General features: G+C 65.7%; 23 protein-coding genes and 1 tRNA gene. 7 read left to right on the top strand and 17 right to left on the bottom strand.

Going from position 1 to position 26,057, the window contains the following annotated elements; all coding sequences use genetic code 11:
* Nucleotides 1–13: 13 nt before the first annotated feature.
* The 12 genes from KM031_RS02890 to KM031_RS02835 all read right to left on the bottom strand — a co-directional run bounded on the left by KM031_RS02890 (nt 14) and on the right by KM031_RS02835 (nt 15,285).
* Nucleotides 14–1,285: a LysM peptidoglycan-binding domain-containing protein gene (locus KM031_RS02890; protein ID WP_215503062.1), complete on the bottom strand. Its 1,272-nt coding sequence runs from the start codon at nt 1,283–1,285 to the stop codon at nt 14–16.
* A gap of 68 nt (nt 1,286–1,353) precedes the next feature.
* A complete protein-coding gene (locus KM031_RS02885) occupies nt 1,354–2,019 on the bottom strand; it encodes a protein-L-isoaspartate(D-aspartate) O-methyltransferase (RefSeq protein ID WP_215503061.1) in 666 nt (221 codons plus the stop codon).
* Nucleotides 2,016–2,804, bottom strand: coding sequence for a 5'/3'-nucleotidase SurE (gene surE / locus KM031_RS02880; protein WP_215503060.1), 789 nt, complete (start codon nt 2,802–2,804; stop codon nt 2,016–2,018). The genes KM031_RS02885 and surE overlap by 4 nt, the downstream gene beginning before the upstream one ends.
* 69 nt (nt 2,805–2,873) lie before the next feature.
* Nucleotides 2,874–3,677 (bottom strand): uroporphyrinogen-III C-methyltransferase, encoded by an 804-nt coding sequence (gene cobA, locus KM031_RS02875; RefSeq protein WP_215503059.1) that lies wholly within the window; start codon nt 3,675–3,677, stop codon nt 2,874–2,876.
* Nucleotides 3,674–6,358: a nitrate reductase gene (locus KM031_RS02870; RefSeq protein ID WP_215503058.1), complete on the bottom strand. Its 2,685-nt coding sequence runs from the start codon at nt 6,356–6,358 to the stop codon at nt 3,674–3,676. Before KM031_RS02870 ends, cobA begins: the two co-directional genes overlap by 4 nt.
* Complete coding sequence (nirD, locus tag KM031_RS02865) at nt 6,355–6,690, bottom strand: nitrite reductase small subunit NirD (RefSeq protein WP_215503057.1); 336 nt, start codon at nt 6,688–6,690, stop codon at nt 6,355–6,357. The genes KM031_RS02870 and nirD overlap by 4 nt, the downstream gene beginning before the upstream one ends.
* A complete protein-coding gene (gene nirB, locus KM031_RS02860; RefSeq protein ID WP_215503056.1) occupies nt 6,687–9,149 on the bottom strand; it encodes a nitrite reductase large subunit NirB in 2,463 nt (820 codons plus the stop codon). Before nirB ends, nirD begins: the two co-directional genes overlap by 4 nt.
* On the bottom strand, nt 9,149–10,795 hold the full coding sequence (locus KM031_RS02855) for an ABC transporter ATP-binding protein (RefSeq protein WP_215503055.1): 1,647 nt from the start codon (nt 10,793–10,795) through the stop codon (nt 9,149–9,151). The genes nirB and KM031_RS02855 overlap by 1 nt, the downstream gene beginning before the upstream one ends.
* 5 nt (nt 10,796–10,800) lie before the next feature.
* Nucleotides 10,801–11,892: an ABC transporter permease gene (locus KM031_RS02850; RefSeq protein ID WP_215503054.1), complete on the bottom strand. Its 1,092-nt coding sequence runs from the start codon at nt 11,890–11,892 to the stop codon at nt 10,801–10,803.
* Nucleotides 11,893–11,934: 42 nt separating this feature from the next.
* Nucleotides 11,935–13,296, bottom strand: a complete 1,362-nt coding sequence (locus KM031_RS02845; RefSeq protein ID WP_215503053.1) for a CmpA/NrtA family ABC transporter substrate-binding protein — start codon at nt 13,294–13,296, stop codon at nt 11,935–11,937.
* Nucleotides 13,297–13,540: 244 nt separating this feature from the next.
* Nucleotides 13,541–14,704, bottom strand: a complete 1,164-nt coding sequence (locus KM031_RS02840) for a CmpA/NrtA family ABC transporter substrate-binding protein (RefSeq protein WP_215503052.1) — start codon at nt 14,702–14,704, stop codon at nt 13,541–13,543.
* A complete protein-coding gene (locus tag KM031_RS02835) occupies nt 14,701–15,285 on the bottom strand; it encodes an ANTAR domain-containing response regulator (RefSeq protein ID WP_215503912.1) in 585 nt (194 codons plus the stop codon). The genes KM031_RS02840 and KM031_RS02835 overlap by 4 nt, the downstream gene beginning before the upstream one ends.
* A 271-nt stretch (nt 15,286–15,556) precedes the next feature.
* On the opposite strand from KM031_RS02835, the gene KM031_RS02830 reads away from it, so the two are divergent.
* From KM031_RS02830 to KM031_RS02815, 4 genes are all read left to right on the top strand, one after another.
* Nucleotides 15,557–15,850 (top strand): ribbon-helix-helix domain-containing protein, encoded by a 294-nt coding sequence (locus tag KM031_RS02830; protein WP_215503051.1) that lies wholly within the window; start codon nt 15,557–15,559, stop codon nt 15,848–15,850.
* Nucleotides 15,851–15,985: 135 nt separating this feature from the next.
* Complete coding sequence (locus KM031_RS02825) at nt 15,986–16,381, top strand: VOC family protein (RefSeq protein ID WP_215503050.1); 396 nt, start codon at nt 15,986–15,988, stop codon at nt 16,379–16,381.
* Nucleotides 16,382–16,450: 69 nt separating this feature from the next.
* Complete coding sequence (locus KM031_RS02820; RefSeq protein WP_215503049.1) at nt 16,451–16,972, top strand: Twin-arginine translocation pathway signal; 522 nt, start codon at nt 16,451–16,453, stop codon at nt 16,970–16,972.
* Between the two features lie 12 nt (nt 16,973–16,984).
* Nucleotides 16,985–18,556 (top strand): GMC family oxidoreductase, encoded by a 1,572-nt coding sequence (locus KM031_RS02815; protein WP_215503048.1) that lies wholly within the window; start codon nt 16,985–16,987, stop codon nt 18,554–18,556.
* Nucleotides 18,557–18,604: 48 nt separating this feature from the next.
* On the opposite strand, the gene map is transcribed toward KM031_RS02815, so the two are convergent.
* Nucleotides 18,605–19,354 carry a type I methionyl aminopeptidase gene (map, locus tag KM031_RS02810; protein WP_215503047.1) on the bottom strand — a complete coding sequence of 250 codons (750 nt, stop codon included), beginning with the start codon at nt 19,352–19,354 and terminating at the stop codon, nt 18,605–18,607.
* 170 nt (nt 19,355–19,524) lie between these two features.
* Here map and KM031_RS02805 point away from each other — a divergent pair, with 170 nt between their 5' ends.
* Nucleotides 19,525–20,814, top strand: coding sequence for a PQQ-dependent sugar dehydrogenase (locus tag KM031_RS02805; protein ID WP_215503046.1), 1,290 nt, complete (start codon nt 19,525–19,527; stop codon nt 20,812–20,814).
* A 21-nt stretch (nt 20,815–20,835) separates the two neighbouring features.
* Here the strand turns inward: KM031_RS02805 and KM031_RS02800 are convergent, their stop codons facing one another.
* The gene (locus KM031_RS02800; RefSeq protein ID WP_215503045.1) at nt 20,836–21,627 is read right to left on the bottom strand and encodes an AraC family transcriptional regulator; all 792 of its coding nucleotides are present in this window, start codon (nt 21,625–21,627) and stop codon (nt 20,836–20,838) included.
* A 68-nt stretch (nt 21,628–21,695) separates the two neighbouring features.
* Between KM031_RS02800 and KM031_RS02795 the strand changes: the two genes are divergently transcribed.
* On the top strand, nt 21,696–23,090 hold the full coding sequence (locus KM031_RS02795; RefSeq protein WP_215503044.1) for an SLC13 family permease: 1,395 nt from the start codon (nt 21,696–21,698) through the stop codon (nt 23,088–23,090).
* A gap of 195 nt (nt 23,091–23,285) precedes the next feature.
* The gene (locus KM031_RS02790) at nt 23,286–23,492 is read left to right on the top strand and encodes a cold-shock protein (RefSeq protein WP_215503043.1); all 207 of its coding nucleotides are present in this window, start codon (nt 23,286–23,288) and stop codon (nt 23,490–23,492) included.
* Between the two features lie 130 nt (nt 23,493–23,622).
* Here KM031_RS02790 and rsgA read toward each other — a convergent pair whose 3' ends face one another.
* The 3 genes from rsgA to KM031_RS02775 form a co-directional block, all read right to left on the bottom strand.
* Nucleotides 23,623–24,723: a ribosome small subunit-dependent GTPase A gene (rsgA, locus tag KM031_RS02785; RefSeq protein WP_215503042.1), complete on the bottom strand. Its 1,101-nt coding sequence runs from the start codon at nt 24,721–24,723 to the stop codon at nt 23,623–23,625.
* 236 nt (nt 24,724–24,959) lie between these two features.
* A tRNA-Glu gene (locus KM031_RS02780) sits at nt 24,960–25,034 on the bottom strand.
* Between the two features lie 60 nt (nt 25,035–25,094).
* Nucleotides 25,095–25,853 (bottom strand): lytic murein transglycosylase, encoded by a 759-nt coding sequence (locus KM031_RS02775; protein WP_260692150.1) that lies wholly within the window; start codon nt 25,851–25,853, stop codon nt 25,095–25,097.
* Nucleotides 25,854–26,057 lie beyond the last annotated feature (204 nt).

The following is a 26,057-nucleotide window of genomic DNA, read 5'->3' as shown; positions in this document are numbered from 1 at the left end:
GGGCCGCCCGGCCTTATTGCAGATAGCCTGCCGGATCGACGGAATCGAAGCCCTTGCGAACCTCGAAATGCAGGAAGGCGGGGCTGCCTGCACGCACCTTGGCAATGGCCTGCCCGCGTTTCACCGTGGCCCCCTTGGCGACGGTGATGGCGTCGATGCCACCATAGACCGTCAGCAGGTTGTCGGCGTGGCGGATCACCAGGATCGGCACGCCATCGGTGTTCTTGGTGATCGCGGCCACGGTGCCATCGGCGGCAGCGGCGACGCCCGCCCCGGCAGCGGCCCCGATGTCGATGCCTTCGTTCTTGCCCTTGGCATAGCCGCGGATGATCTGACCGCCGACCGGCATCGCCAGTTTCGACGAGGAGGCGGCGGTGCGGGTGGCGCCGAGATCGGCCACCGGCGGCGCGGCGGGTTTGGCGGGCTGGGCCGCCGCACCGGGTTTCGCGGCGGCGGGTTTCTGCGCCACCGGGGCTTCGTCCTGCGCGGGCAGCGGTTTGGAGGCCGAGGGCGGCACCGGCGTCGGCGAGCCTGCGCCCGGTGCCGTCACCGGCACGGGGGCTGCGGCGGCAGGGGCGGCCTGCGCCTGTGCCACCGGGATCATCAGATACTGGCCTTCGCGCACCGTCAGATTGGCATCGAGCCCGTTCCAGTCGGCCAGCGCCTTGGCGGTGACATTATAGGCGCGGGCAATGGTGAAGGCGGTTTCGCCGCGCTGCACCTGATGGCGCGCCGGTTCGACGCCGGCCGCCTGCGAATTGGCCTCGGGGCCCTTTTGCCAGCCGGTCGGCGCGGCGGCACCGGCCGTGCCTGCCGGGGCGGCCTTGTTGATGGCAGAAGAAGCGATGGTGCCCACGTCAATCGCGCCCGACTGGATCGGTGCGCCGATGATCGCCCCGGTGCCCGGTGCGGCGGCCGCAACCCCTGCGGTGGCCACGCGACGGGGCAGCGCGATCACCTCGCCCTCGCGCAGGGGATCGCCGGGCTGCACGGCATTGTAGCGCGCCAGTTCGCCCGCATCGGTGCCGACCCGCGCCGCAAGGCTGCTGACGGTATCGCCGCGCCGCGCCACGGCGACCTGATAGCCGGGATAAGAGATCACACCGCGCGCATCCGGGGCGGGGCGGCTTGCGGTGGCGGCCAGCGCCGCCTCGCGGGTGTTCAGCCCGCCGGGGCGCAGATCCCAGTCAAAGGGTTGCCCGCCGCAGGCCGACAGCGCGCCAAGCGCGGTGGTCAGCCCGAAGGCGCGAAGAAGGGTTGCAGGGGAAGGTGCGGTCAATCGCATTGCTCAGCCTCGCCAATGCCCGGTTGATCCGGGTCGCATCATGTTACGCCGTATCTTGTGCGCAGATATTACTCTGACGCAAGCCCTTCGACCAGAGGGACAAAGCGCACCGGGCGCAACTCGTCATAATCGAAGCCGCGTTCGCGCCGGGTGACCTTGATCAGGCTTTGCACCGCATCGGATTGGCCGACCGGCAGCACCATGATGCCGCCGACCTTAAGTTGCGCCAGGAGCGGGCCGGGCGGATCCTCGGCGGCGGCAGTCACCAGAATACGGTCGAATGGGGCCTGATCAGGCAGGCCGAAGCTGCCATCCGCCGACAGCGCGGTGATGTTCATCAGGTTCAGGTCACGAAACAGCGCCACCGCTTCGCGCACAAGGCGGCGGTGGCGGTCCACCGTATAGACGCGCCGCGCCAGATGGCTGAGGATCGCGGCCTGATAGCCCGATCCGGTGCCCACCTCCAGCACCACATCGCGCGGCTGCACATCCAGCGCCTGCGTCATCAGCCCTACCACCGAAGGCTGGCTGATGGTCTGGCCGCACGAGATCGGCAGCGGCATATCCTCATAGGCGCGATCCGCGAACAGGCCTTTGACAAACCGGCCCCGGTCCGTCCGCTCCATCGCGGACAGAACCCGGCTGTCGGTCACGCCACGCGAGCGCAAGGCAAAAAGAAACCGCATCTTGCGTTCCGCCGGGTCGTCCTCGTGATCCGGCGCTCCTGTTGTCATGCCAGCCGCACCGCGAGGTCTGCCAGCACATCATGCGCCGTCAGATCGGCGCGCATCGGCGTGATGGAAATATAACCGTCAAGGTTCACGGCGGCATCGGTGCCGGGCAGGGTGGGCGCGTGCTGTGGCCCGCCCTTGATCCACAGGAACCGCTTGCCCGAGGGCGATATATGCGGATCGGCGGAAAAACTGGTGTCGCGGCGAAAGCCCTGCGCGGCCACCTTGCTGCCTTTGACCTCGGCGGCGGCCACGGGCGGGAAATTCACATTGTAGAAAATCCGGTAATCGGCCTCGGCCTGCCACAGGCCCTTGTCGAGCAGCGCGCGCACCACGGCGGTGCCATGCACACGCGCCGCCTCGAACGGGTCGGCCAGCTCGCTGGTCTGCGGCCCCATGAATTGCGACAGCGCAATGGCCGGGATGCCCTGCAGCGCCGCCTCCATCGCGCCGCCGATGGTACCGGAATAGAGGGCGTTTTCGGCAGAGTTGTTGCCACGGTTCACCCCTGACAGCACCAGATCGGGTTTGGCGCCCTGCAGCACGTCATAAAGGGCGGCCAGCACGCAATCGGCCGGGCTGCCCTCGGCGGCATAGCGGTTGGGTCCAAGCTTGGCGATCATCATCGGATGCGTATAGCTGATGCAATGACCCACCCCCGATTGTTCAAAGGCGGGGGCGACGGTCCAGACCTCGCCCTCCGGCCCGGCAATCGCCGTGGCGATTTCGGTCAGCACCTCCAGCCCCGGCGCATTGATGCCATCGTCATTGGTGATCAGAATTCGCATGGGGCCTGCCTTTCGCTGTCCTCCCTGATTAGACGAGCCGGATAGGGGCGGCAAGCGCGGCCTGCGCGGTCAGGCGTGCATTTCCTGCCGGGCGGGGGGCTGAGGCCACAGCGCGGCCCCGGCTTTCGGCACCGGCACGAAGATCACCGCCGGGTTGCGCAGGCCCGCGTGGCGCGCGGCGCGGGCCAGACCGGCCAAGGGCGTCGCCAGCCGCGCTTCCTGGGCGGTGCCGCAGCGCGCGACAAGAGTGATCGGGATGTCGGCGGGCAGCCCATGCGCCAGCAGCGCCTGTTCGATCTCGGCCAGATGCTGCATCGCCATATACAGCACAAGCTGCGTGCCGGGCACGATGCTGGCGGTCAGCCGCGCCGTCAGCCCACCCGCCGCATCGGTGGCGGTGGCCAGCACCAGCCGGTCGAACCGGCCCCGTTCGGTCAGCGGCTGCAACAGGCTGGCGGCGGCAGCCGAAGCGGCGGTGATGCCCGGCACGATGTCAACCGGGATGCCTGCGGCCTGTGCTGCGGCGATTTCTTCGGCGGCGCGGCCAAAGATCGACGGATCCCCGGATTTCAGCCGCACCACTCGCGCCCCGGCCAGCGCCTCGGCCACGATCAGCGCATCAATCCGCGCCTGCGGCCAGGCATTGGCCCCGACCGCCTTGCCCACGTCGATCCGGCGAGCGGCAGGCGGGATCAGCGCCAGAACCTCCGGGTCGATCAGCCGGTCATGCAGCACCAGATCGGCGCGGGCGATCCGGTCCAGCGCGCGCCGGGTCAGCAGATCGGCGGCACCGGGGCCTGCGCCCACAAGGCTGAGCGTGCCGCGCGGGCTGGCCCCGGCGTGCAGGCGGTGTGGATCGGGCAGCAGGCTCATTCGGCGGCCTCCTTCATTGCGGGGCTGTGGCGGGCGATCAGCGCCTTGATTTCGGGGCGGCAGGAGCCGCAATTCGTGCCAGCTTTCAGTGCGTCACCGATGGCCTCGACGCTGAGCAGCCCCTGTTCGGCAATGGCGCGGGCCAGCGTATTGACCCCCACGTTGAAACAGGCGCAGACCGTGGCCCCCGGATCGGGGCGATCTGCGGCAGGGCGGCCTGCCAGCGCATCACGCTCGGGTTCGGCCCCGATCAGGCTGGCAAGGTGGTCGCGCGCCACGGCAACCGGCTGGCGGTCGATGAACAGCGCGGCGATCAGGCGGCCTGTCTCGGTAAAGACCATGCGATGCTGGCCGCGCGCCGGGTCGCTATAGGCCTGCATCGCCGCACTGTCGGGCACCGACAGCAGGCGGCGGGCCTCGCGGCCCCAATCGTCGGGGCAATGGGTGCCCGCCAGTTCGTAGCGCCACCCGCCATGGCCCAGCGTGGCCCGCGCCCAATAGGCGCAATCGGGGCGTAGATCCTGCGCGGTCACCGCATAGCCGAACCAGGCCGCCGGAAAGGGTGCAATCGCCACCACGGCGGCCTTGCTGTCGGGCTGGCCCGACACCGGATCGGTGATCGCGGGCACCAGCGCATCAACCCGGCCCGTGGGGGCGGTTTCGCCGCTCCAGTGGATCGGGGCGAAGGGATGGCCGGGGGCCACCTTGTCGCTGATCAGCACGCGCAGCACGGCCCGGCCCTGCGGGCTGGTCACTTCGGCAAGGCTGGCGGCGGCAAGGCCCAGTGCCGCTGCATCGTGGGGATGGATCTCCAGATAGGGTTCGGCCAGATGCTGGCTGAGCCGGGCCGACAGGCCGGTCCGCGTCATCGTATGCCAATGGTCGCGCACCCGGCCGGTGTTCAGGCGGAACGGATGTGCCGCATCGGTGGGCTGCGGCGTGCGCGCGGTGATCGGCAGCATCCGCGCCCGGCCATCGGCGGTGTGAAACCGCCCCTCGGCAAAGAAACGCCCGCCGCGCTGGCGCGGATTGGCGGGCCAGAGAAACGGTGCCAGCGCGTCGAACCCGGCGCTGCTGATGCCCGCATGGTCGGAAATGTCGAAATCGCTGCCCAGGGCGCCGGCGATGCCCGAGAGTGCTGCATGTTCGGCAAAGATCTGGGCCGGATAGTCCCAGGCGAAAGCCTCGGCCCAGCCCATGCGGCGGCCAACCTCGGCCAGGATCTGCCAATCATGCCTTGCCTGCCCTGCGGCGGGGCGCAGCGCGCGCTGGCGGCTGATCCGGCGTTCGGAATTGGTGACGGTGCCATCCTTTTCTCCCCAGCCAGTTGCGGGCAGCAGCACATGCGCCAGCCGGGTGGTATCGGTCGAAGCCATCATGTCGCTGACCACCACAAAATCGCATGAGGCAATCGCCCGCGCCACCCGATCGGCATCAGGCATCGACACGGCGGGGTTGGTGCAGATGATCCACAGCGCCTTGATTGTTCCGGCCTCGACCGCGCGGAACATGTCCACCGCCTTGAGGCCGGGTGTTTCGGGCATGGCGGGGGCGGCCCAGAAGGTCTGCACGGCGGCGCGGTGGGCGGGGACCTCCAGCTCCAGATGGCAGGCGAGCATATTGGCAAGCCCGCCCACTTCACGCCCGCCCATCGCATTGGGTTGCCCCGTCACCGAAAACGGCCCCATGCCGGGCCGACCAATGCGCCCGGTCGCCAGATGGCAGTTGAGAATGGCATTCACCTTGTCGCTGCCCGAGGCGGATTGGTTGATGCCCTGACTATAGACCGTCACCACCTTCTGCGTGCCCGCCCAAAGGGCAAGGAAGGCCTCCAGATCGGCCTGCGGCAGGTTGCAGCGGGCGGAATCTTCTTGACGCGCCGCTTCAAGAGCTGCGTCAAACCCATTGATGTTGTTTATAAAGTCGGCATCCACCTTGCCGCTGTCGGCCAGATGCACCAGCAACGCGTTGAACAGGGCGGCATCGCTGCCGGGGGCCAGCGCCAGATGCAGATCGGCCAGATCGCAGCTGGCGGTGCGGCGCGGATCGACCACCACCACCCGCAGCGCGGGCCGTGCCGCCTTGGCGGCGACAAGGCGCTGGAACAGCACCGGATGGCACCACGCCAGATTGGAGCCGACCAGCACCACCAGATCCGCCTGTTCCAGATCCTCATAGAGCCCCGGCACGGTATCGGTGCCAAAGGCGCGGCGATGGCCCGCGACCGAGGATGCCATGCAGAGCCGCGAATTGGTGTCGATATTGGCGCTGCCGATGAAGCCCTTCATCAGCTTGTTGGCGACATAATAATCCTCGGTCAGCAATTGACCGGACACATAGAAGGCCACCGCATCCGGCCCGTGGGTGTCAATCGCTGCGCGGAACTTGGCCGCTACCAGATCCAGCGCCGTATCCCAATTGGCCTCTTGCCCATGGATCTGCGGCGCGAGCAGACGCCCCTCAAGCCCCAGCGTTTCGCCCAGCGCGGCACCTTTGGAGCAGAGCCGTCCCATATTGGCCGGGTGATCGGGGTCGCCCGCGATCTCCCAGCCCTGCGCGGTCTGCCGGGCCAGCACGCCGCAGCCCACACCGCAATAGGGGCAGGTGGTGCGGATGGCTTCCGCCTGTCGCCCGGTCTGCCCGTCGGTCAGGGTCTGCCCGGCATCGCGCGGATCTGTCATGCCGCGCGCTCCCGCAGAATGCGGCTGGTGTCGAGCAGGACACGCCCGGCCTCCACCCGCACGTCATAGGTGGCCACCTGACCCTCATCCGCGCCCTGTGCGGCGCCGGTGCCCATGTCGAACACCCAGGCATGCAGCGGGCAGGTGACCGAGGTGCCATGCACGATGCCTTCGGACAGCGGGCCGCCCTTGTGCGGGCAGCGGTCATCCAGCGCGAACACCGCATCGGTCGCGGTGCGAAAGACGGCAACGCAGCCCATCGCGGTTTTTACCACCCGCGCACCTTCGCGCGGAATGTCGTCCAGCGGGCCGATATCCAGATAACGGGTCATTCTGCGGCCTCCAGCGAAAGATCGGCCAAAGGCTGCCACTTGGCGCGTTCGCGCGGCGCGGCATGTTCGGCCCAGGGGTCGGTGCGGTAGACGGATTGGCTCAGCTCGAACCGGGCGGCGAGGGCGCGGCGGTTGTCCAGATCCGCGACGACCTGCGCCTTGCACCAGTCAAGGCCGGTCTTGGCCACGAATTTGTAGATGCGGTGCAGGTAGCGGCTGTTTTCGCGGTAAAGCTGCACAAAGGCCGACACGATCTCCATCACCTCGTCTTCGGTGGCGACGGTGCAGAGCAACTCGGTTTCCTTCACATCCATGCCCGCCGCCCCGGCCACACTGATCTGATAACCGCTGTCGACACAGACGATGCCGATGTCCTTGCAGGTGGCCTCGGCGCAGTTGCGCGGGCAGCCCGAAACCCCCAGCTTGACCTTGGCGGGCGTCCACGATCCCCAGAGGTGCTTTTCCAGCCGGATGCCAAGCCCGGTGCTGTCCTGCGTGCCAAAGCGGCAGAATTCGGATCCGACACAGGTTTTGACCGTGCGCAGCCCTTTGGAATAGGCATGGCCCGACACCATGCCCGCCGCGTTGAAATCGGCCCAGATCGCAGGCAGATCCTCTTTGCGGACGCCCAGCAGGTCGATCCTCTGGCCGCCCGTCACCTTGACCATCGGCACATTGTAGCGGTCTGCCGCATCGGCAATCGCGCGCAGCTCGTCCGGGGTGGTGACACCGCCCCACATGCGCGGCACCACCGAATAGGTGCCGTCCTTCTGGATATTGGCGTGGTTGCGTTCGTTCACGAAGCGCGCCTGCCGGTCATCGGTATAGTCCAGCGGCCAGTCCGACAGCAGGTAATAGTTCAGCGCCGGGCGGCAGGAGGCGCAGCCGCCGACCGAGGTCCAGCCCAGTTCCTGCATCACCGCCGGGATCGACTTCAGCCCCTGCGCCTTGATCAGCCGCCGCACATCCTCATGGGTGTGCCGGGTGCATTTGCACATCGGCTGCGCCGTGGGCAGCACGAAGGCATCGCCCATCGTCACCGCCAGAACCTGCTCCACCAGTCCGGTGCAGGTGCCACAGGATGAACTGGCCTTGGTCTGGGCGCGCACCGCGTCCAATGTGGTGGCCCCGCCTTCGATGGCCGAGACGATCTTGCCTTTGCAGACGCCGTTGCAGCCACAGATTTCCGCCTCAGGCGGCAAGGCTGCAACGGCTGCCAAAGGGTCCGCGGAGGGGCCCCCCTGAAAGGCCGGACCAAAGATCAGCGTGTCGCGCATGGCGGAAATATCGGTGCCATCCTTGATCAGCCCGAAGAACCAGCCGCCATCGGCGGTATCGCCATACATCACCGCGCCGATGAGCCTGTCGCCCTCGATCACCAGCCGTTTGTAGACGCCGCGCCCCGGATCGCGGAACACGATATCCTCGCGGCCCGGCCCTTCGGCGAAATCCCCGGCGCTGAACAGATCGCAGCCGGTGACTTTCAGCTTGGTGGCCGTCTGCACCGGGCGGAAGGCGGCCTCGTGGCCCAGAAGCGAGGCCGCCACCACCCTGGCCTGATCGTACAAGGGCGCGACCAGACCAAACAGCTGTTTGTCATGTTCCACACATTCGCCCACCGCCCAGATCGCCGGGTCAGAGGTGCGCAGCGCATCATCGACGGTGATGCCGCGCGCCACCTCCAGATGCGCATCGGTGGCGATGCGGGTTTCCGGGCGGATGCCCACCGCCATCACCACAAGATCGGCGCCGTAGACGGTGCCATCCTCCAGCGCCACCGCCTCCACCCGGTCGGTGCCCAGAATGGCCTTGGTCGCGCCCTTGCAATGGATGCGGATGCCGCGTGCTTCCAGCGCCTTTTGCAAAAGGTAACCCGCCGAAGGATCCAGCTGGCGCTCCATCAGATGACCCATCAGATGGATCACCGTGACCTCCATGCCCCGGAGCGCCAGCCCGGCAGCGGCTTCCAGCCCCAGAAGCCCGCCGCCAATGACAACCGCCTGCGCACCCGGTCGGGCGGCGGCGATCATCGTGTTCGTATCGTCAAGGTCGCGGTAGCTGACAACGCCGGGCAGATCCTTGCCCGGCACCGGGATGATGAAGGGGGCCGAGCCGGTGGCGATCACCAGCTTGTCATAGGGCACGCCACCCGCGTTGGAATAGACCACCTTGTTGGCGCGGTCGATCTTGACGATGCTTTCGCCAAAGCGGCAGTCGATGCCCTGCTGCGCATACCAGTCGTCATCATGGGTCACGATCTCGGCATAGGTCTTTTCGCCCGACAGCACGGGCGACAGCATGATGCGGTTGTAATTGCCGCGCGGTTCGGCATTGAACAGGGTCACGTCAAAGGCGCCCGGCGCCTCGGTCATCAGATGTTCCAGAACCCGGCCTGAGGCCATGCCGGCCCCGATGACGACAAGTTTCTCGGTTTTGCGTTCGGCTGTGCCAGGGATCATCACGCAGCATCCTTCTTTTTGGCGCCATGCTCATATTCCGCAAGGAATTCCAGCACTTCGGCCCGGTAATGGTAATAGTCCGCATGGTTTTGCAGGTCTTTGCGGCTGCGCGGGCGCGGCAGGTTCACCTCGGTGATCTTGCCGATGGTGGCGCGCGGGCCGTTGGTCATCATCACCACGCGGTCGGCCAGCAGGATCGCCTCATCCACATCATGCGTGACGCAGACGGCGGTCACCTTGGTGCGCGACCACACTTCCATCAGCACTTCCTGCAATTCCCAGCGGGTCAGGCTGTCCAGCATGCCGAAGGGTTCATCCAGCAGCAGCAGCTTGGGCGACAGCGCGAAGGCGCGGGCGATGCCGACGCGCTGGCGCATGCCGTTGGACATATCTGCGGCAGAGCGGTCCATCGCATCGGCGAGGCCCACCCGCTCCAGATAATATTCCACCACCTCTTGCCGTTCGGCCTGGCTGGCCTTGGGGTAGACCTTGTCCACCCCGATCGCCACATTCTCCTTGGCGGTCAGCCAGGGGAACAGGTTGGGCGACTGGAACACCACGGCACGTTCGGGGTCTGCGCCTTCCACATGCACCCCGTCCAGCTTGATCGCGCCCTTGGAAATGCTGTTCAGCCCCGCCGTCATCGTCAGCACGGTGGATTTGCCGCAGCCGGAATGGCCGATCAGGCTGACGAACTCGCCCTTTTTCAGGGTGAGGCTGAAATCCTCCACCACGGTCAGCGGGCCTTTCGGCGTGGCATAGATCTTGTGCAGCTGCGAATAGTGCAGATAGCGGTCATCGGTGAAGCTTTTGGCCGCCTGCGCATAGGCCTTGGGCATGGCATGGCGCGGGGTGACATTGGGCAGGCTGCGGGTTTCGGGCAGTTTGGCGGCAATGCCCACATCCATCAGATAGGCCGTCACCTCGGCGCGCAGCACCTTGAAATGTGCGTCCTCGGTCATCACGCTACGGTTGCGCGGGCGGGGCAGATCGACCGGAAAGGCCGCGCCAAGGCTGCCATCGGGGTTCAGGCACAGGATGCGGTCGGCCAGAACCAGCGCCTCGTCCACATCATTGGTGATCAACACGACGGTGCGCTTGTCCGCCGCCCAGATCGCCTCGATTTCGGCGGCAACATTGGCGCGGGTCAGCGCGTCCAGCGCCGACAGCGGCTCGTCCATCAGCAGCACATCGGGCTGCATCGCCAGCGCGCGCGCCACCGCCACCCGCTGCCGCATCCCGCCTGAAAGCTCTGCCGGGCGACGGTCGGCGGCATGGGCCAGCCCGACCATCTGGATGTAGCGCGTCACCAGCGCCGCGCGTTCGGCCTTTGGCTTGTGGCCATGCACCGCATCGACCGCCAGACCGATATTGCCCGCCACCGTCAGCCAGGGCATCAGCGCATAGGACTGGAACACCAGCCCGCGTTCCGGCCCCGGCCCGGTGACCGGCTTGCCGCGAAAGCGCAGCTCGCCCCGGTCGGGCAGCACCAGCCCGGCCATCAGGTTCATCAGCGTGGTCTTGCCGGTGCCGGAAAAGCCGAGGATCGCCAGAAATTCGCCTTCCTCCACCGCAAGGCTCAGGTTTTTCAGCACCGGCGTATCGCCATAGCCTTTGGAAACCATATCGAGTTCAAGGATTGCCATGGCGCTCACCGGTTTGCTGAAAAGGTGAAGGCGGATTGCAGCGCGAACATCACCCGGTCGAGCAGGAAGCCGATGATGCCGATGGTCAGCACCGCCACCATGATGCGCGCGAGGCTTTGCTCGGATCCGTTCTGGAATTCATCCCAGACGAACTTGCCCAGACCGGGGTTCTGCGCCAGCATCTCGGCGGCGATCAGCACCATCCAGCCCACGCCCAGCGACAGGCGCAACCCGGTGAAGATCAGCGGCAGCGCTGAAGGCAGTACCAGCCGGGTGATCTTTTTCCACGGGCCAAGCTTCAGCACACGGCCCACATTGACCAGATCCTTGTCGATCGAGGCGACGCCCAGCGCGGTGTTGATCAGCGTCGGCCACAGCGAACACAGCGTCACCGTCACTGCCGAGATCAGAAAGCTTTTCGACATGCCGCCATCGCCGCCCGCATAGAGGGCCGAGACGACCATTGTGACGATCGGCAGCCAGGCCAGCGGCGAGACCGGCTTGAAGATCTGCACCACCGGGTTGATGGCGGCATTGGCCAGCGGCGAAAGGCCCGACACGATGCCCAGCGGCACCGCGATGGCCGTGGCGATCAGAAAGCCGAAGAACACGGTTTTGATCGAGGTGGCAATTTGTGCGTAATAGGTAGGCTTGCCGGTATAGGCGCGGTCCTTCACCTCATCCGCCTTGCCCGCCGCCACCAGTTCGGCGTTCTTGTCGGCCTGACGGGCGTAGAATTCGGCCTCTTTCACCCCAGCGGCGCGGGAATCGGCATGCAGCACCTGCGCCTGCTCCCAGACTTGCGCCGGGCCGGGAATGGCCCCAAGCGAGGTTTGCACCATCGGCGCCAGCGTGGCCCAGAGTGCGAGGAAACCCGCAATCGCCAGCACCGGAACCCCGGCCAGCCGCCACAGATCGGCGATCTGGCCGCGCGGGTTGTCGCCGATCAACATGCGCCACACCGGGCTGAGGAAACCAAGGCCAAGCGCGCGGAACCACGGATCACAGCGCGTGATCAGGCGCGACAGATTGGCAAGGCGCAGTTCGCGGCTTTGGGCGGAATCTTCCGGCAGGGCGGCGGGGTCGATGGAGGTCATGGGGCTATCCTTGGCGAATGGGCCTGGGAGGGGAGGCAGGGATCAGTTGACGATTTCGCCGCCGGCAACGGTTTGCGCGCCTTTCAGCCCGATGCTCAGGCTGTCGATATAGGCGTTGGGGCGGGTGCCGTCGTAGCTGACGCCGTCGATGAATTCGGCGCTGGGCGCGCGATAGCCATCGGCATCAAAGTCGAACTGATCGGCGCTGGCCTTGCCCTCGGCAATCAGGGCTTCGGCGGCGGCCTTGTAGAGATCGGGTTTGTAGACCGATTTCGCGGTCTCATCATACCAGCCATCGGGCTTTGCCTCGGTGATCTGGCCCCAGCGGCGCATCTGGGTCAGATACCACACCGCGTCCGAGTAATAGGGGAAGGTCGCGTTGTAGCGGAAGAACACGTTGAAATCGGGGGCGGGGCGGGTGTCGCCTGCCTCGTATTCAAAGGTGCCGGTCATCGAATTGCCGATCACCGCCGCATCCGCCCCGACATATTCCGCACGGCTGAGGATCTCGACCGCCTCGGCGCGGTTGGCATTGTCGCCCTCGTCCAGCCAGATCGCGGCGCGGATCAGCGCCTTGGTCAGCGCCAGCGTGGTATTGGGGTTGGCATCGACAAACTCTGCCGTCAGGCCGAACACCTTTTCGGGGTTGTTCTTCCAGATGTCCGTGTCGGTGATCACCGGCACGCCGATGCCCTTGGCGACAGCGGCCTGGTTCCATGGCTCACCCACGGAATAGCCATCAATCGTGCCGGCCTCCAGCGTGGCGGGCATCTGCGGCGGCGGTGTCACCGAAATCAGCACATCGCCACCGATCTGGCCCGAGACATCATCCGCTGAATACAGCCCCGGATGGATGCCGCCTGCCGCCAGCCAGAAGCGCAGTTCGTAATTATGGGTGGAGACCGGAAACACCATGCCCAGATTGAAGGGCTTGCCGTCATTGGCATAGGCCTCGATCACCGGCTTGAGTGCGGCGGCGCTGATCGGGTGGGCGGGCTTGCCATCGGCGCCCAGCGGCAGGGCCGGTTTCATCGCCTGCCAGACCGCGTTCGACACGGTGATGGCATTGCCGTTCAGATCCATCGAAAACGGCGTGACCACCGCGCCCTTGGTGCCATAGCCGATGGTGGCGGCAATCGGCTGGCCTGCCAGCATATGCGCGCCATCCAACTCGCCCGCGATCACCCGGTCGAGCAGCACTTTCCAGTTCGATTGCGCCTCGAGGGTGACATACAGCCCTTCCTCTTCGAAAAAGCCCTTTTCCTTGGCAATCGCCAGCGGGGCCATATCTGTCAGCTTGATGAAACCAAGGGTCAGTTCGTCTTTTTCAATATCGGGGGTCACGGCGACAGCGGGCGAGGCGAGCAGCGTGGTGGCCAGCAGAATCCGGGCGGTGAGGGTCATGGCGGGGTATCCTGTGAACGGGGTGGGAAATGCGAAAAAGGCCGCAGACAGCACCGCAGGAAAAATCCCTGCGACGTGTCAGGCGGCCTTGCCTGTGTCCCGAGCTTTCGGGGGGAAACGGAACGCCATTGCTCCGTCTTGAGATCAGGATGTGGTCCGGTCGAGGTTGGGTCAAGCGTCGGTTTGCAGCTGCGGCATGGTGAAAGGGACAAATGCCGCGATGCGGCGAAAGCTGCCTGTTTTTTCAGCGTTGCGGGGCGGCGGGGTCGAAAATCTGGCCGTCAAAGAAACGGTTGCGCGCCAGAATCAGCGTGCCCTTCACGGCGGGCACGGCTTCGGCGGCGGTCAGCATCCCCTCTGCCTTGTCCGAGGCGCGGGGCAGCACCGCCCCGGCGGGGCCTAGGTGCAGGCGGAACAGATCGCTGCGAAAGGTGGCGCGGGCGGCGGCGATGGCCGCATCCGGCGCAAGCCCGTGGCGGGCGGCAAGATCGGCCCCGATCCAGGCCGCCTGACTGCGCCATGGGAAATTGGCCGCCCCCGCGTGAAACTCCAGAAACTGCGGCACGGCTTCTTCGGCCCCGGCGCGGGTGATGAGCAGACGGCCGGTCAGCGCCCGGTCGATCAGCTCTGCCGCGATGCCCAGATGGGCGGGGCGGGCCAGCAGTTCGGCGGCGGTGACGCGGTTGGCGGCATCGCCCAGCCAACGCGCGGCACGCCACAGCGCCCGCAGCAAACGCCCCGCCAGATCAGGTTCGGCCTCGCACCAGCCGGCGCGGGTCGCCAGCACCTTTTCCGGTGCCTGGCTCCAGATCGCGGCACCGGGCAGCAGCAGTTCCGCCCCCGCCACCTCGACCGCATGGCTGCCCCAGGGCTCGCCCACGCAGAACGCATCCACCTCGCCTGCGGCCAGCGCCTCGGCCATGCGGGGGGGCGGCACGGTGCGGATGGTGACCTGTGCGGCGGGGGCGGCATGGGCCAGCCAATACTGCACCAGAGCTGCCTGCATCGAAAACGGGAAGGGCACGCCAATGCGGATCGGCGTGGCGGCCAGCGCCAGCCCAGCCGCCCGCGCCTCGCCAAAGCGGAAGGGCAGGCCGGTCGCCCGCATCGCCGCCGCCAGCCGCGCCGAAAGCCCCAACACCTGCCCGTTGAGCGACAGCACCATCGGCGCTTCCAGCGGCACCGTGCCGCCGCCAAGCCCCAGCGCACGGGCCACCGGCACCACCGACAGCATCTGCGCCGCATCCACCTGCCCGAAATCGAGCATGTCGCGCAGCATCGACCAGCTGGCGGCGCGGTGCAGGCTGACGGCCAGCCCTTCTTCCTCGGCAAAGCCCAGTTCGGCGGCTATGATCAGCGGTGCGGCATCGACCAGCGGAATGAACCCCAAGGGCAGCGCACGCGTCATTTCAGCAGCTCCGCCGCCGTGACCAGCGCCTGCGCCACATCGACGATGCGTTTGCCCTGATCCATCGCGGTGCGGCGGATCAGGGCATAAGCCTCATCCTCGCCGATTCCCTTGGCCCGCATCACGATGCCCTTGGCCCGGTCGATCACCTTGCGTTCTTCCAGTGCCGCCTTGGTGGTGGCCAGTTCGGTGCGCATCCGCTGGAACATGTGAAAGCGCGCGATGGCGGCATCCAGGATCGGCTTGATCCGGTCGGGGCGCAGCCCGTCCACCACATAGGCGCTGACCCCGGCCTCGATTGCGGCGCGGGTCAGGCCGGTGTCGGACCGATCAACGAACATCGCCACCGGACGTTCCAACGGGCCGGAGGCCAGCGTCAACTCCTCCAGCACATCGCGGGAGGGGCTGGCAATGTCGATCAGCACCACATCGGGCTTGTGTTCGGCAATGCGCCGCGCCAGCCCGGCCTCGTCGGCAATCACCGTGATGTGCAGATCGCCCGCATCCTTCAGCGCATCGACGATCCGCAAGGCGCGCTCGCGGTCCTTTTCCACGACGATGATCGACAGGGTGGAGGGCATGGTGATCCCGATCCGCAGCAAAGGGGCTTTGTCCAATCCTGCCATGGCTGCGCGTTTGGGAAGCGCGCGCGCGAAACGGGCCGTCATCTTTGGCGGTTTTGCCTGTATCGGTGGCGGTTATCGCGGGTATGCCGCAATTTTAAGCTCTCGCCGTCTGGCAAGCACGCAGAATTCACCGATCTGCGACCCGAGAGGGGGTGCCACGCGTCGCGATTGCGCCTAGGATTCCCACAGACCCGGTCAGGGTCCGGGTGTTCGGGGGAGGGAGACCATGTGCCAGGTATTCGCGGGGCAGGAACCCGCAAGATATGAAAGCATCACACGGCGGTTGCGGCTGAATGGCCAAAGCACCAGCATCCGGCTGGAGCGCGCCTTCTGGGACATCATCGACGAGATCGCGGCGGTCGAGGGCAGTTCCACCCCGGCCTTCGTGTCGAAACTGCATTCCGAAGTGCTGCAATTGCGCGGAGAGCCGGAAAACTTCACCTCGCTGCTGCGCTGTGCCTGCCTGATCCATATGGATCGCCGTGCCGAACCACGCCGCAGCGCCGCCGCCGCCAGCTGATCCCCGTGCCGGGGTAACCGCCTGACAGGACGGGGCATAAAATGCGGGCGTAGTATCACCCTACTACCCGCAGCCGCCCGGCAGCTTCCACTGTTTCAGAACGCAGACTTGCGATGACGACAGAAGGAGGCAGCCTTGGCAAAGGCCATTCACAGCATGATCCGTGTCCTGGACGAGGCACGGTCAGTGGCGTTCTACGATCAGGCCTTCGGGCTCAAGGTCGCGGAGCGGCTGGATTTTGAAACATTCACCCTGATCTATCTCTCGAATGCCGAAACCGGATTCGAGCTGGAGCTGACGGTCAACAAGGGCCGGACGGAACCCTATGCGCTGGGCGATGGCTACGGCCATCTGGCGGTGTCGGTGACGGATGTCGATGCCGAACATGCGCGGCTGACCGCAGCGGGGCTTGCCCCGCGCAAGCTGGTGGATTTCGCCCCCGGCGGCACGGTGATCGCGCGCTTTTTCTTCATTGCCGACCCCGATGGCTATCAGATCGAAGTTCTGAACCGGGGAGGCCGCTACCTCTGATGCCAGCCAGCAGGGACCGGAAGAGGAGCCGGTCCCTGTGTCAGCCAGAACTCTTTGGGAGGAGAGACTATGCAGGAACAGACAAAAAAAGGCCTGACCCGCCGCCAGTTGCTGGCGCGGTCGGTCGCGGCCGGGGCCAGTTTCATGGTGGGCGCGGGGTTCGTGGCCGGGGGCAATGCCGCCTGGGCGCTGGAAACCACGGTGCTGGCGCCTGAATCGATGGCGACCCTGATCCAGATGGCGCGGGACATCTATCCGCATGACCATCTGGCGGATGAATTCTACGCTGTTGCCGTGAAAGGTTATGACACCGCCGAGGCCGCCCCGGCCATCGAGGCTGGCATCGCCGCGCTGAATGCCGCAGCCCAGGGCGCGGGCCATGCCAGCTATCTGGCCATCGGATGGGAGAAAGACCGTGTGGCGCTGCTGCGCGGCATGGAGCAGAGCGCCTTTTTCCAGACGGTGCGTGGCGGGCTGGTGACCGGGCTTTACAACCAGAAGGCCGTCTGGCCGCTGTTTGGCTATGAAGGCGAAAGCTTCAGCCAGGGCGGGTATATCGACCGCGGTTTTGACGACATCAACTGGCTGTAAGGAGGCGATCCGATGGTTGCGAAATTCGAACTGAACGACGACTCCGTGGTGGTGATCGTCGGCACCGGCGCCGGGGGCGGCGTGCTGGCCAATGAACTGGCGCAAAAGGGCGTGAAGGTTGTGGCGCTGGAGGCGGGCGGGCGCTACCTGCCCGAAGATTATCTGAATGACGAATGGGATGCGTTCAGCCAACTGAGCTGGCTTGATCCGCGCAGCACCTCGGGCGACTGGCGCGTGGCCAAGGATTTCTCGGGCTTGCCTGCCTGGATCGTCAAGGCTGTGGGCGGCACCACGATCCACTGGGCCGGGGCCTCGTTGCGGTTTCAGAAACATGAATGGAAGCCGCTCAGCACCTATGGCCGCGTGGATGGCGCGAACCTGATCGACTGGCCGATTGACGGCGACGAGATGGCCCCCTGGTATGACAAGGCCGAGGAAAAGCTGGGCGTCACCCGCACCGGCGACCGTCCGGGCCTGCCGGGCAACAACAATTACAAGGTGCTGGAGAAAGGCGCACAGGCGCTGGGCTATAAGGAAGTCCATACCGGGCGCATGGCCATCAACTCGGTCGAGCGCGACGGACGCCCCGCCTGCCAGCAGACCGGTTTCTGCTTTCAGGGCTGCAAATGGGGGGCAAAATGGTCGGCCGCCTATACCGAGATCCCGAATGGCGAGGCGACCGGCAATCTGGAGGTGCGCGACCGCGCCCATGTTCTGAAGATCGAACATGACGACACCGGCAAGGTGACGGGGGTGCTTTATGCCGACAAGGACGGCAACCAGCATGTGCAGAAAGCGCGCATCGTCTGCGTCGCAGGCAACACCATCGAAAGCCCGCGGCTGTTGCTCAATTCGGCCTCGTCCATGTTCCCCGACGGGCTGGCGAACAGCTCCGGTCAGGTGGGGCGCAATTACATGCGCCATGTCACCGGATCGGTCTATGCGGTGTTCGACAAGCCGGTCCGCATGTGGCGGGGCACCACCATGGCGGGCATCGTGCAGGACGAGGCGCGCCATGATCCGGCGCGCGGTTTCGTCGGCGGCTACGAGCTGGAAACGCTGAGCCTTGGTCTGCCCTTCATGGCGGCCTTCCTCGATCCGGGGGGCTGGGGGCGTGAATTCACCTCGGCGCTGGATCAGTATGAAAACATGGCCGGCATGTGGATCGTGGGCGAGGATATGCCGCAGGAAACCAACCGCGTCACCCTGAATGGCGTGTTGAAAGACCAGTATGGCCTGCCTGCCCCGGATGTGCATTTCAGCGATCACGCCAATGACATTGCGATGCGCAACCATGCCTATCAGCAGGGCATGGCGATCTACGAGGCGGTGGGGGCGACACGCGCCTTCCCGACGCCGCCCTATCCCTCTACCCACAATCTCGGGACCAACCGCATGTCGGAAAACCCGCGCGACGGGGTGGTGAACAAATGGGGCCAGACGCATGACATTGCCAATCTGTTCATCTCGGACGGGTCGCAATTCACCAGCGGCGCGGCGGAAAACCCGACGCTGACCATCGTGGCGCTGGCGATCCGGCAGGCCGACCACATCGCCCGCGAAATGAGCGCAGGCACGCTGTAACCGGCGCAGAGGGGGCGGCAGCGTGTCGCCCCCTGTGAGGCAAAGGGTTCAGCCCGGCAGCGTCAGCACCAGCGCGCCGCGATCCGTGGCAACCACCGTGTGTTCATATTGCACAACCGGCGCTGCGGGTTCGCTGTACAGCGTCCAGCCATCCTTGCCCTCAGTCGCCCAGAGCCCGCCCAGTGACAGGAACGGCTCTACCGTCAGCACAAGCCCCTTGCTGATGCGGCGCTTGTCGCCGTTCGCGGGCCAGGTGGCGATCTCTTCGGGATATTCATGCAGGGCCCGCCCGACGCCATGGCTCGCCAGATTGCGGATCAGCGTATAGCCGCGATCCGAGGCAAAGCGCCCGATGGCGCGGCCAATACCCGCCAGCGGCTTGCCCGCGCCGACCTGCGCAATCCCGATCTGCATGGCGCGTTTGCCATCGCGGCACAGCCGGTCCAGCGCCGGGCGCTGCGGACCGATCCGGCAGGTGGCGCCGGTATCGGCAAAATAACCGTTCTTCGAGGCGGACACGTCGATATTGACCAGGTCCCCCACCGCAATCCGCCGATCACCGGGGATGCCATGCGCGATTTCCTCATTGACGCTGATACAGGTCGTGCCCGGAAACGCATAGGTGGACTGCGGGGCCGACAACGCGCCGTCCCGCTCCAGCAAGGCGCGCCCGATCTCGTCCAGCTCGCGCGTCGTCATGCCGGGTTCGACCGCTTTTGTCATGGCCTGCAAGGTATTGGCGACGATCCGGCCAATCTCCTGCATCCCGTCCAGATCGTCCTGCTGTGTGATGGTCATAAAGGCATCTCTTCCAAAGCGTAAACGCGGGGTCAGCGGCCAGTATAGCGGGGGGACGGGCGCTGCGCTTGCCCAAAGCGCAGGCCGGGCGGGACAATGGCCCCGATTTGACCCTTTGACCCCCTCTCGACCTGCGCTAGGTTGCAGACAAACATCATCAGGGGCACGGCATGGATTTTCTGGCACGGGCGACGGCCATTGTGGGCGGGGCAATGGTATTGCTGCGGCGGTTCGGGGCACCGAATACGGTGGCGGTGGGCACGGCCCCGACCATCCCCGACGCGAAAAAGCAGGGCATCATGACCCTGAAAATGCCGACGGCGCAGGGCTGGGCACCGGGGCAGGTGCCCGTCGCGGCGGCAGGCCTGCGGGTCAATGCCTTTGCGACGGGGCTGCAACACCCGCGCTGGATCGAAGTGCTGCCCAATGGGGACGTGCTGGTGGCCGAGGCCTTGCAGCAGGCCAGCCCGCCCAAAAGCCTGATGGACCGGGCGACGCAGGCCACCATGCGGCGCGCCCGCGCACTGGGCATCAGCGCCAACCGCATCAGCCTGTGGCGTGATGCCGATGGTGATGGCGTGGCCGAAACGCGCGAGGCGTTTCTGGAGGGGCAGAACCAGCCCTTCGGCATGGCGCTGGTCGATGGCACATTTTACGTCGGCAATACCGATGGCATCGTGGCCTTCCCCTATCAGGACGGGGCGACGCGGCTGGAGGGGCCGGGGCGCAAGCTGGTGACGTTCAAGCCGGGCGGGCACTGGACCCGCAGCCTGATCGTGTCGCCCGACCGCCGCCGGATCTATGCCGGGGTCGGCTCGCTCAGCAATATCGGCGACGAGGGCATGGAGGCCGAAGAAGGCCGCGCCGCGATCTGGGAGCTGGATATTGCCAGCGGGGCCGCGCGCATCTTCGCCTCGGGGCTGCGCAATGCGGTGGGCATGGCGTGGGAGCCGGTCACCGGCGCGCTGTGGACGGTGGTGAACGAACGCGACGGTCTGGGCGACGAGACGCCGCCGGATTACCTGACCTCGGTGCAGGATGGCGGGTTCTACGGCTGGCCCTATTGCTATTGGGGCCGGACGGTCGATGACCGGGTGCCGCAGGACGCGGCTCTGGTCGCCCGGGCGATCACGCCGGACTATGCGCTGGGCGGGCATACCGCCTCGCTGGGGCTGTGCTGGATGCCCGAAGGCACCTTGCCGGGCTTCCCCGATGGCATGGTGATCGGCCAGCACGGATCGTGGAACCGCTCAAAGCTCAGCGGGTATAAGCTGATCTTCGTGCCGTTCAGCGGTGGCCGCCCCTCTGGCCCGCCGCGCGACATCCTGTGGGGTTTCCTGTCAGCGGATGAAAAGACCTCTTATGGTCGCCCGGTTGGCGTGACCATCGGGCCGGACAAACGCTCGTTGTTGATGGCCGATGATGTGGGCGATGTGATCTGGCGCGTGACCGGGGTCTGAGGGCCGCCTGAGGCACTGCGGTCAGCCGGGCAGAAAGCTCTGCGGTGGCTGGCCGAAATGTGCGCGGAAGGCGGCCACAAAGGCGCTGGGGCTGTGATAGCCCAGCGCATAGGCGATGCTGGTGCTGCTTTCGCCATGGCCCAGACGTTCGATGGCGGCAAGCAGCTTCCTCTGGCTGCGCCATTGCCGGTAGGTCAGGCCGGTCTCCTGCCGGAACAGCCGTTCCATCGTGCGAGGGCTGGCCCCGGATAGCGCAGCCAGTTCCTTCAGCCCGCGCGGATCGGCCGGCTGCCGCCCCAGATGCCCGGTCAGCCGCACCAGACGCGGATCCTGCCCGCCTGCGAGGCTGAGCGGGGCGGCAGGCAGGCCCGCGATTTCATCCAGCGCCACCTCGCACAGGCGCTGATGCCGGGCGGCGGCGGCATCTTCCTCCGCGCCCGATACCAGCCGCAGGATCACCTCGCGCAGCAGCGGCGTCAGCAGCAGCACATCCGGTTCGGCCCGCACCCGCCGCGAGGCATCGACATACAGATTGCGGATGCGCACCTCGGTTTCGGTCACGATATGGTGCAGCGTTCCGCCGGGCACCCAGACGGCATGGCTGGCGGGCACGATCCAGACCGCGCCGTCGCAGATCACCCGCATCACCCCGTGCCACGCCCACAGCAATTGCCCGCGCGGATGGCGATGCGGATGTACGCTGGCCCCGGCTTTCAGGGTGCGGGCATGGGTCAGCACCGGGCGGGCCGGGTCTTCGACATAGGCAATCGTGCTGGGCACGAAGGTTGGCGCTTTATCGACATCTGTTGTCATGTTGTCGGTCTAACGCAGATCGCGCGCTGCGGCTAGTCTGGCGGTGGGACAGAGAAGGAGCGCAGGCCATGACCGCAACATTCGGATGGATGCAGATATCAATGGCGGCGGTGATCGCCGCCGCAGTGGGGCTGGCGCTGCTGCCGGTCTCCGGGCTGGCAGCGGGGCAGGGCGCGGTGTTTGCGGTTGTGCTGCTGACGCTGGTCCTGTGGACCACGGGGGCGGTGCTGCCCTATCTGGCCAGCCTGATCTTTTTCGCGCTGACGCTGATCTTCGGGCTGGCAACGCCGGATCTGGTGTTCGCGGGCTTTGCCTCGGCGGCTGTCTGGCTGATCGTGTCGGGCTTTGTGATCGGGGCAGCGATCAGCGCCTCGGGGTTGGGGACACGGCTGGCCGATCTGATGGCACCGCTGCTGCGCGGCAGTTATGCGCAGATGCTGGGTGGGCTGATGCTGGCGGCCATGGCGCTGGGGTTCCTGATGCCCTCCTCGGTGGGGCGGGCGGTGGTTCTGGTGCCGATCGGCATGGCGCTGGCCGATCGCTGCGGCTTCGGCAAGGGGTCGAATGGCCGGATCGGCATTGCCGTGGTGCTGGCGCTGGGGTGCAATCTGCCCAGTTTTGCCATCCTGCCCGCGAATATCCCCAACATGATCCTGTCGGGTGCGGCCGAGACGATCCACCATGTCAGCTTTGGTTATACCGATTACCTGTTGCTGCATTACCCGGTGCTGGGGATCCTGAAAGCCGCGCTGGTCGTGGCGCTGGTGCTGCGGCTGTTCCCGGACCGGATTGCGCAGGGCGGGCAAGCGCCCGATCCGGCACCGCGTGGGGCGGGCGCATCGACGGCGGTGCAACTGCGCGTCGCGGCGGTGCTGCTGGTGACGCTGGTCCTGTGGATGACCGATGCGCTGCATGGCATCAACCCGGCTTGGATCGGGCTTGCCACAGCGGTGATCCTGCTGCTGCCGCGCATCGGCGTCGTGGCCCCTGCCAGCTTCAAGACTTCGGTTGATTTCGGGTTGCTGCTGTTCGTGGCGGGGGCCCTGGCGCTGGGGGCGCTGGTCAACCAATCCGGCCTTGGCGCGCAGATCGGGCGGGCCATGCAGCAGGTGCTGCCGCTTGAACCGGGGCGGGACGTGCTCAACTTCCTGTCCTTGTCGCTGATGTCGGTGGTGACCGGCTTGATTGCCACCGTGCCGGGCGTGCCCGCCGTGCTGACCCCGCTGGCCCCCGATCTGGCCACGCAATCGGGCCTCGGGATCGAGACCGTGCTGATGACGCAGGTGATCGGTTTTTCCACCGTGCTGTTCCCTTATCAGGTGGCGCCGCTGGTGGTGGCGATGCAGCTTGCGGGCGAAAAGCCCGGCCATCTGATCCGCATCAGCCTGCCTTTGGCGGCGCTGACCCTGCTGCTTCTTTTGCCGCTCGATTATCTGTGGTGGCGGCTGTGGGGCTGGATCTGAAATTTCGTACAAAAAGGGTCGTGCGAAATCTTATTTCGCAACAGGGGTTGTAATGTGGGGGATATGCAGGCATATGAGAGGGGCAAAGCATCTTCTTTCGACCTTCTGTCCCCTTACGGCTTCAGTCGCGTTTCTGATGACACTGAGCCGGGCTGCTGCATTTTGCGGGTGGCATATAGAATAGGAGACATCACGATGGCCAATGGCACCGTGAAATGGTTCAACGCAACAAAAGGTTTTGGTTTCATCGCTCCGGCGCATGGCTCCAAGGACGTTTTCGTGCATATCTCGGCGCTGGAACGCGCTGGCATTCATCAGCTGAATGACGGCCAGGCCGTCACCTATGATGTCGAGAATGACCGCAATGGCCGCGAATCCGCGATGAACCTCGCTCTGGCGTGAGTTTATTGCCCTTTCGGGCAGGCATTTGAAACGGGGGCAACGCAGGTTGCCCCCGTTTTGCATTTCAGGGAGTTCTATTTCAAAGCGCCCGCTTTTAACCGGGCTTGCCCCGGTATTTTAAGGCACCGGCCTAATAACGGTCCTTTTTCGGGCCTTTGCCACCTTTCGGGGCCTTGACCATCCGCCCGAAGCTGCGGTTTTTTATATGGCGGTCGGTCAGGGATTTTGTATTGGCTGCATCTTCGGCCACCAGCTTTTTCCAGCGCTGAAACCGCTCTTCGTCGATCTCGCCCGCTGCAATCGCCGCCCGCACCGCACAGCCCGGCTCGCTTTCGTGCTGGCAATCGTGGAAGCGGCAGGTGCGCGACAGATCGGAAATATCGGAGAACACATCTTCGATGCCCTGCTGCACCTCGGTCAGCTGCAATTCACGCATGCCGGGCGTGTCCATAAGATAACCGCCGCTGGGCAGCCGGTGCAGCTGGCGCACCGATGTCGTGTGGCGGCCCTTCGCATCATCCTCGCGTAGGCCCTGCGTGGCGATTCGGTCGCTGCCGGTCAGGGTATTGATCAAGGTGGATTTTCCGACACCGGAGGATCCGACAAAGGCCACCGTCTGCCCCCGGCCACACCAGGGCACAAGTTGCGCCACATCCTGCGGCACGCGGGCGTCGAGGATGACCACCTCCAGCCCCGGCAGCAGATCCGCCGCCCCCTGCCGGAAGGCGGCCCGATCCGCCGCCAGATCGGATTTGGTCAGCACGATCACCGGGGTGATCTCGGCCTCATGGGCGAGGGTCAGATAACGCTCCAGCCGGGCGACGTTGAAATCCTGATTGCAGGAGGTCACGATGAACAGCGTGTCGATATTGGCGGCGATCAGTTGCAGCTTGCTGCCATGGCCCGGCGCGATCCGCTTGATCAGGCTGGCACGCCGCAACAGCCGCTGTGCCAGTTGCGTATCCGGGTCCAGCAGCAGCCAGTCGCCGGTCGTCGCCACCTCGGTCGCATCGCCGTCGAGCGTGGCGTAATGCGGAATCATCACATCCAGCCCGACCCCGATGACATGCAGCCGCGAGCGGTGCACGGCATTGACCCGGCCAATCAGCGCCGTGTCCCGCTCTGCGACCTCCAGCTGATCCGCGAAAAAGCTGCGCCAGCCCAGATCCGCCAGCGTCGCGGGCGGGGCCGGCAGATCTCCGGCGGCGGGTGGCACAGTGTTTGACGACATGAAGGGCCCTTCCTGACCGCCCGCACCCCGGAACATTCAGGGCCAGCGGTCTGTCGTTTGAAGTGCAGAGCCGGGCCAAAGTCAATGATGGCTGTGTCGGCGGGAGGCGGGCCGAGAGGCAGTCCGGCCCTGTGCAGGTATGTCGGCAACAGGATGTGGGAGGGAAACGCCCTCGGTAAAAAGAATGGTGTCGAAGGAAATAAAATCCTTTGAAACGCATCACTTACCGAGAGAAGTGGCAGCCCGTAGGGGAGTCGAACCCCTCTTCCCAGGTTGAAAACCTGGTGTCCTAACCGATAGACGAACGGGCCATCCTGTCGTGGCGGCTGTTTAGGTCAGCCGCCCGACGCACGCAAGAGGAAAAAGCATCCTCACCCGTCGATTTTCGCACCCATGATCGCGATGGCCTGCTGATAGACGGTGGCCGCATTCCATTCCTTGATCACGGCGAAATTCGGCTCGCCTTCCTGATAGCCCGCGCCGGGGCGCCAGCCTTTCTGCGCAAGGAAATTGGCAGTGGAGGCAAGGGCATCGGCCTGTTTGGTCAGATCCAGCCGCCCGTCGCCATCGCCATCCACGCCATAGCGCAGCACATTGCCGGGCAGGAATTGCGTGTGGCCGACCTCGCCATGTTTCGCGCCGACCGATTTGGGCGAAATCACCCCGGAATCGACCAGTTTCAGCGCGGCAATCAGGTGATCGGTGAAGAAATCCGACCGGCGGCAATCATAGGCCAGGGTGGCAATGGCCGAGACCACATTGCTGTCGCCCATGAAGTTGCCAAAGCCGGTTTCCATGCCATGAATCGCCAGAACCACACCGGCCGGCACGCCATAACGCTGCTCCAGCCCGCTGTAGAAGCTGGCGCTCTGCGCCTTGCGCTTGCGGCCCTGCGACACGATCGTATCGGCACCGCGCACCTGCATGAATTTTTGCAGCGAGTATTTGAAGCTTTTCTGATTGCGGTCCGCGCCGATGGTCTTGCTGGCATAGCTGCTGCCCATGAGGGCGGCGATGCCACGATCCCCCACGCCTGCAGCGGCGGCCTCCTGGGCCATTACCGGCTTCCAGCTTTCGTATTGCGCCCCCGTATCGCTGCAAGGCGCGGCCAATGCCGCAGATCCGAACAGGGCCGCCGTGGCAAAGCCTGCCAAAATCGTTTTGAGTTGAAACACCTGAGGGCTCCTGATTGAGTTTGGATCAGTTTAGGCGCTCTGTCCCGTGGCGCAAGCACGGGCTGGATCAATTCCGGGTCAGGCCGATCAAATCTGTGCGGGAACCCGCCACATGCGGCCGCTTGCACCTGCCGCCCCATGCGTTAGCCTCCGCCGGGA

Source organism: Gemmobacter fulvus, assembly GCF_018798885.1.
In the GTDB taxonomy this organism is placed as follows: Bacteria; Pseudomonadota; Alphaproteobacteria; order Rhodobacterales; family Rhodobacteraceae; genus Gemmobacter; species Gemmobacter fulvus.
Note: the sequence above shows the minus strand (reverse complement) of the source record. Positions and strands in the feature narration are given on the sequence as shown.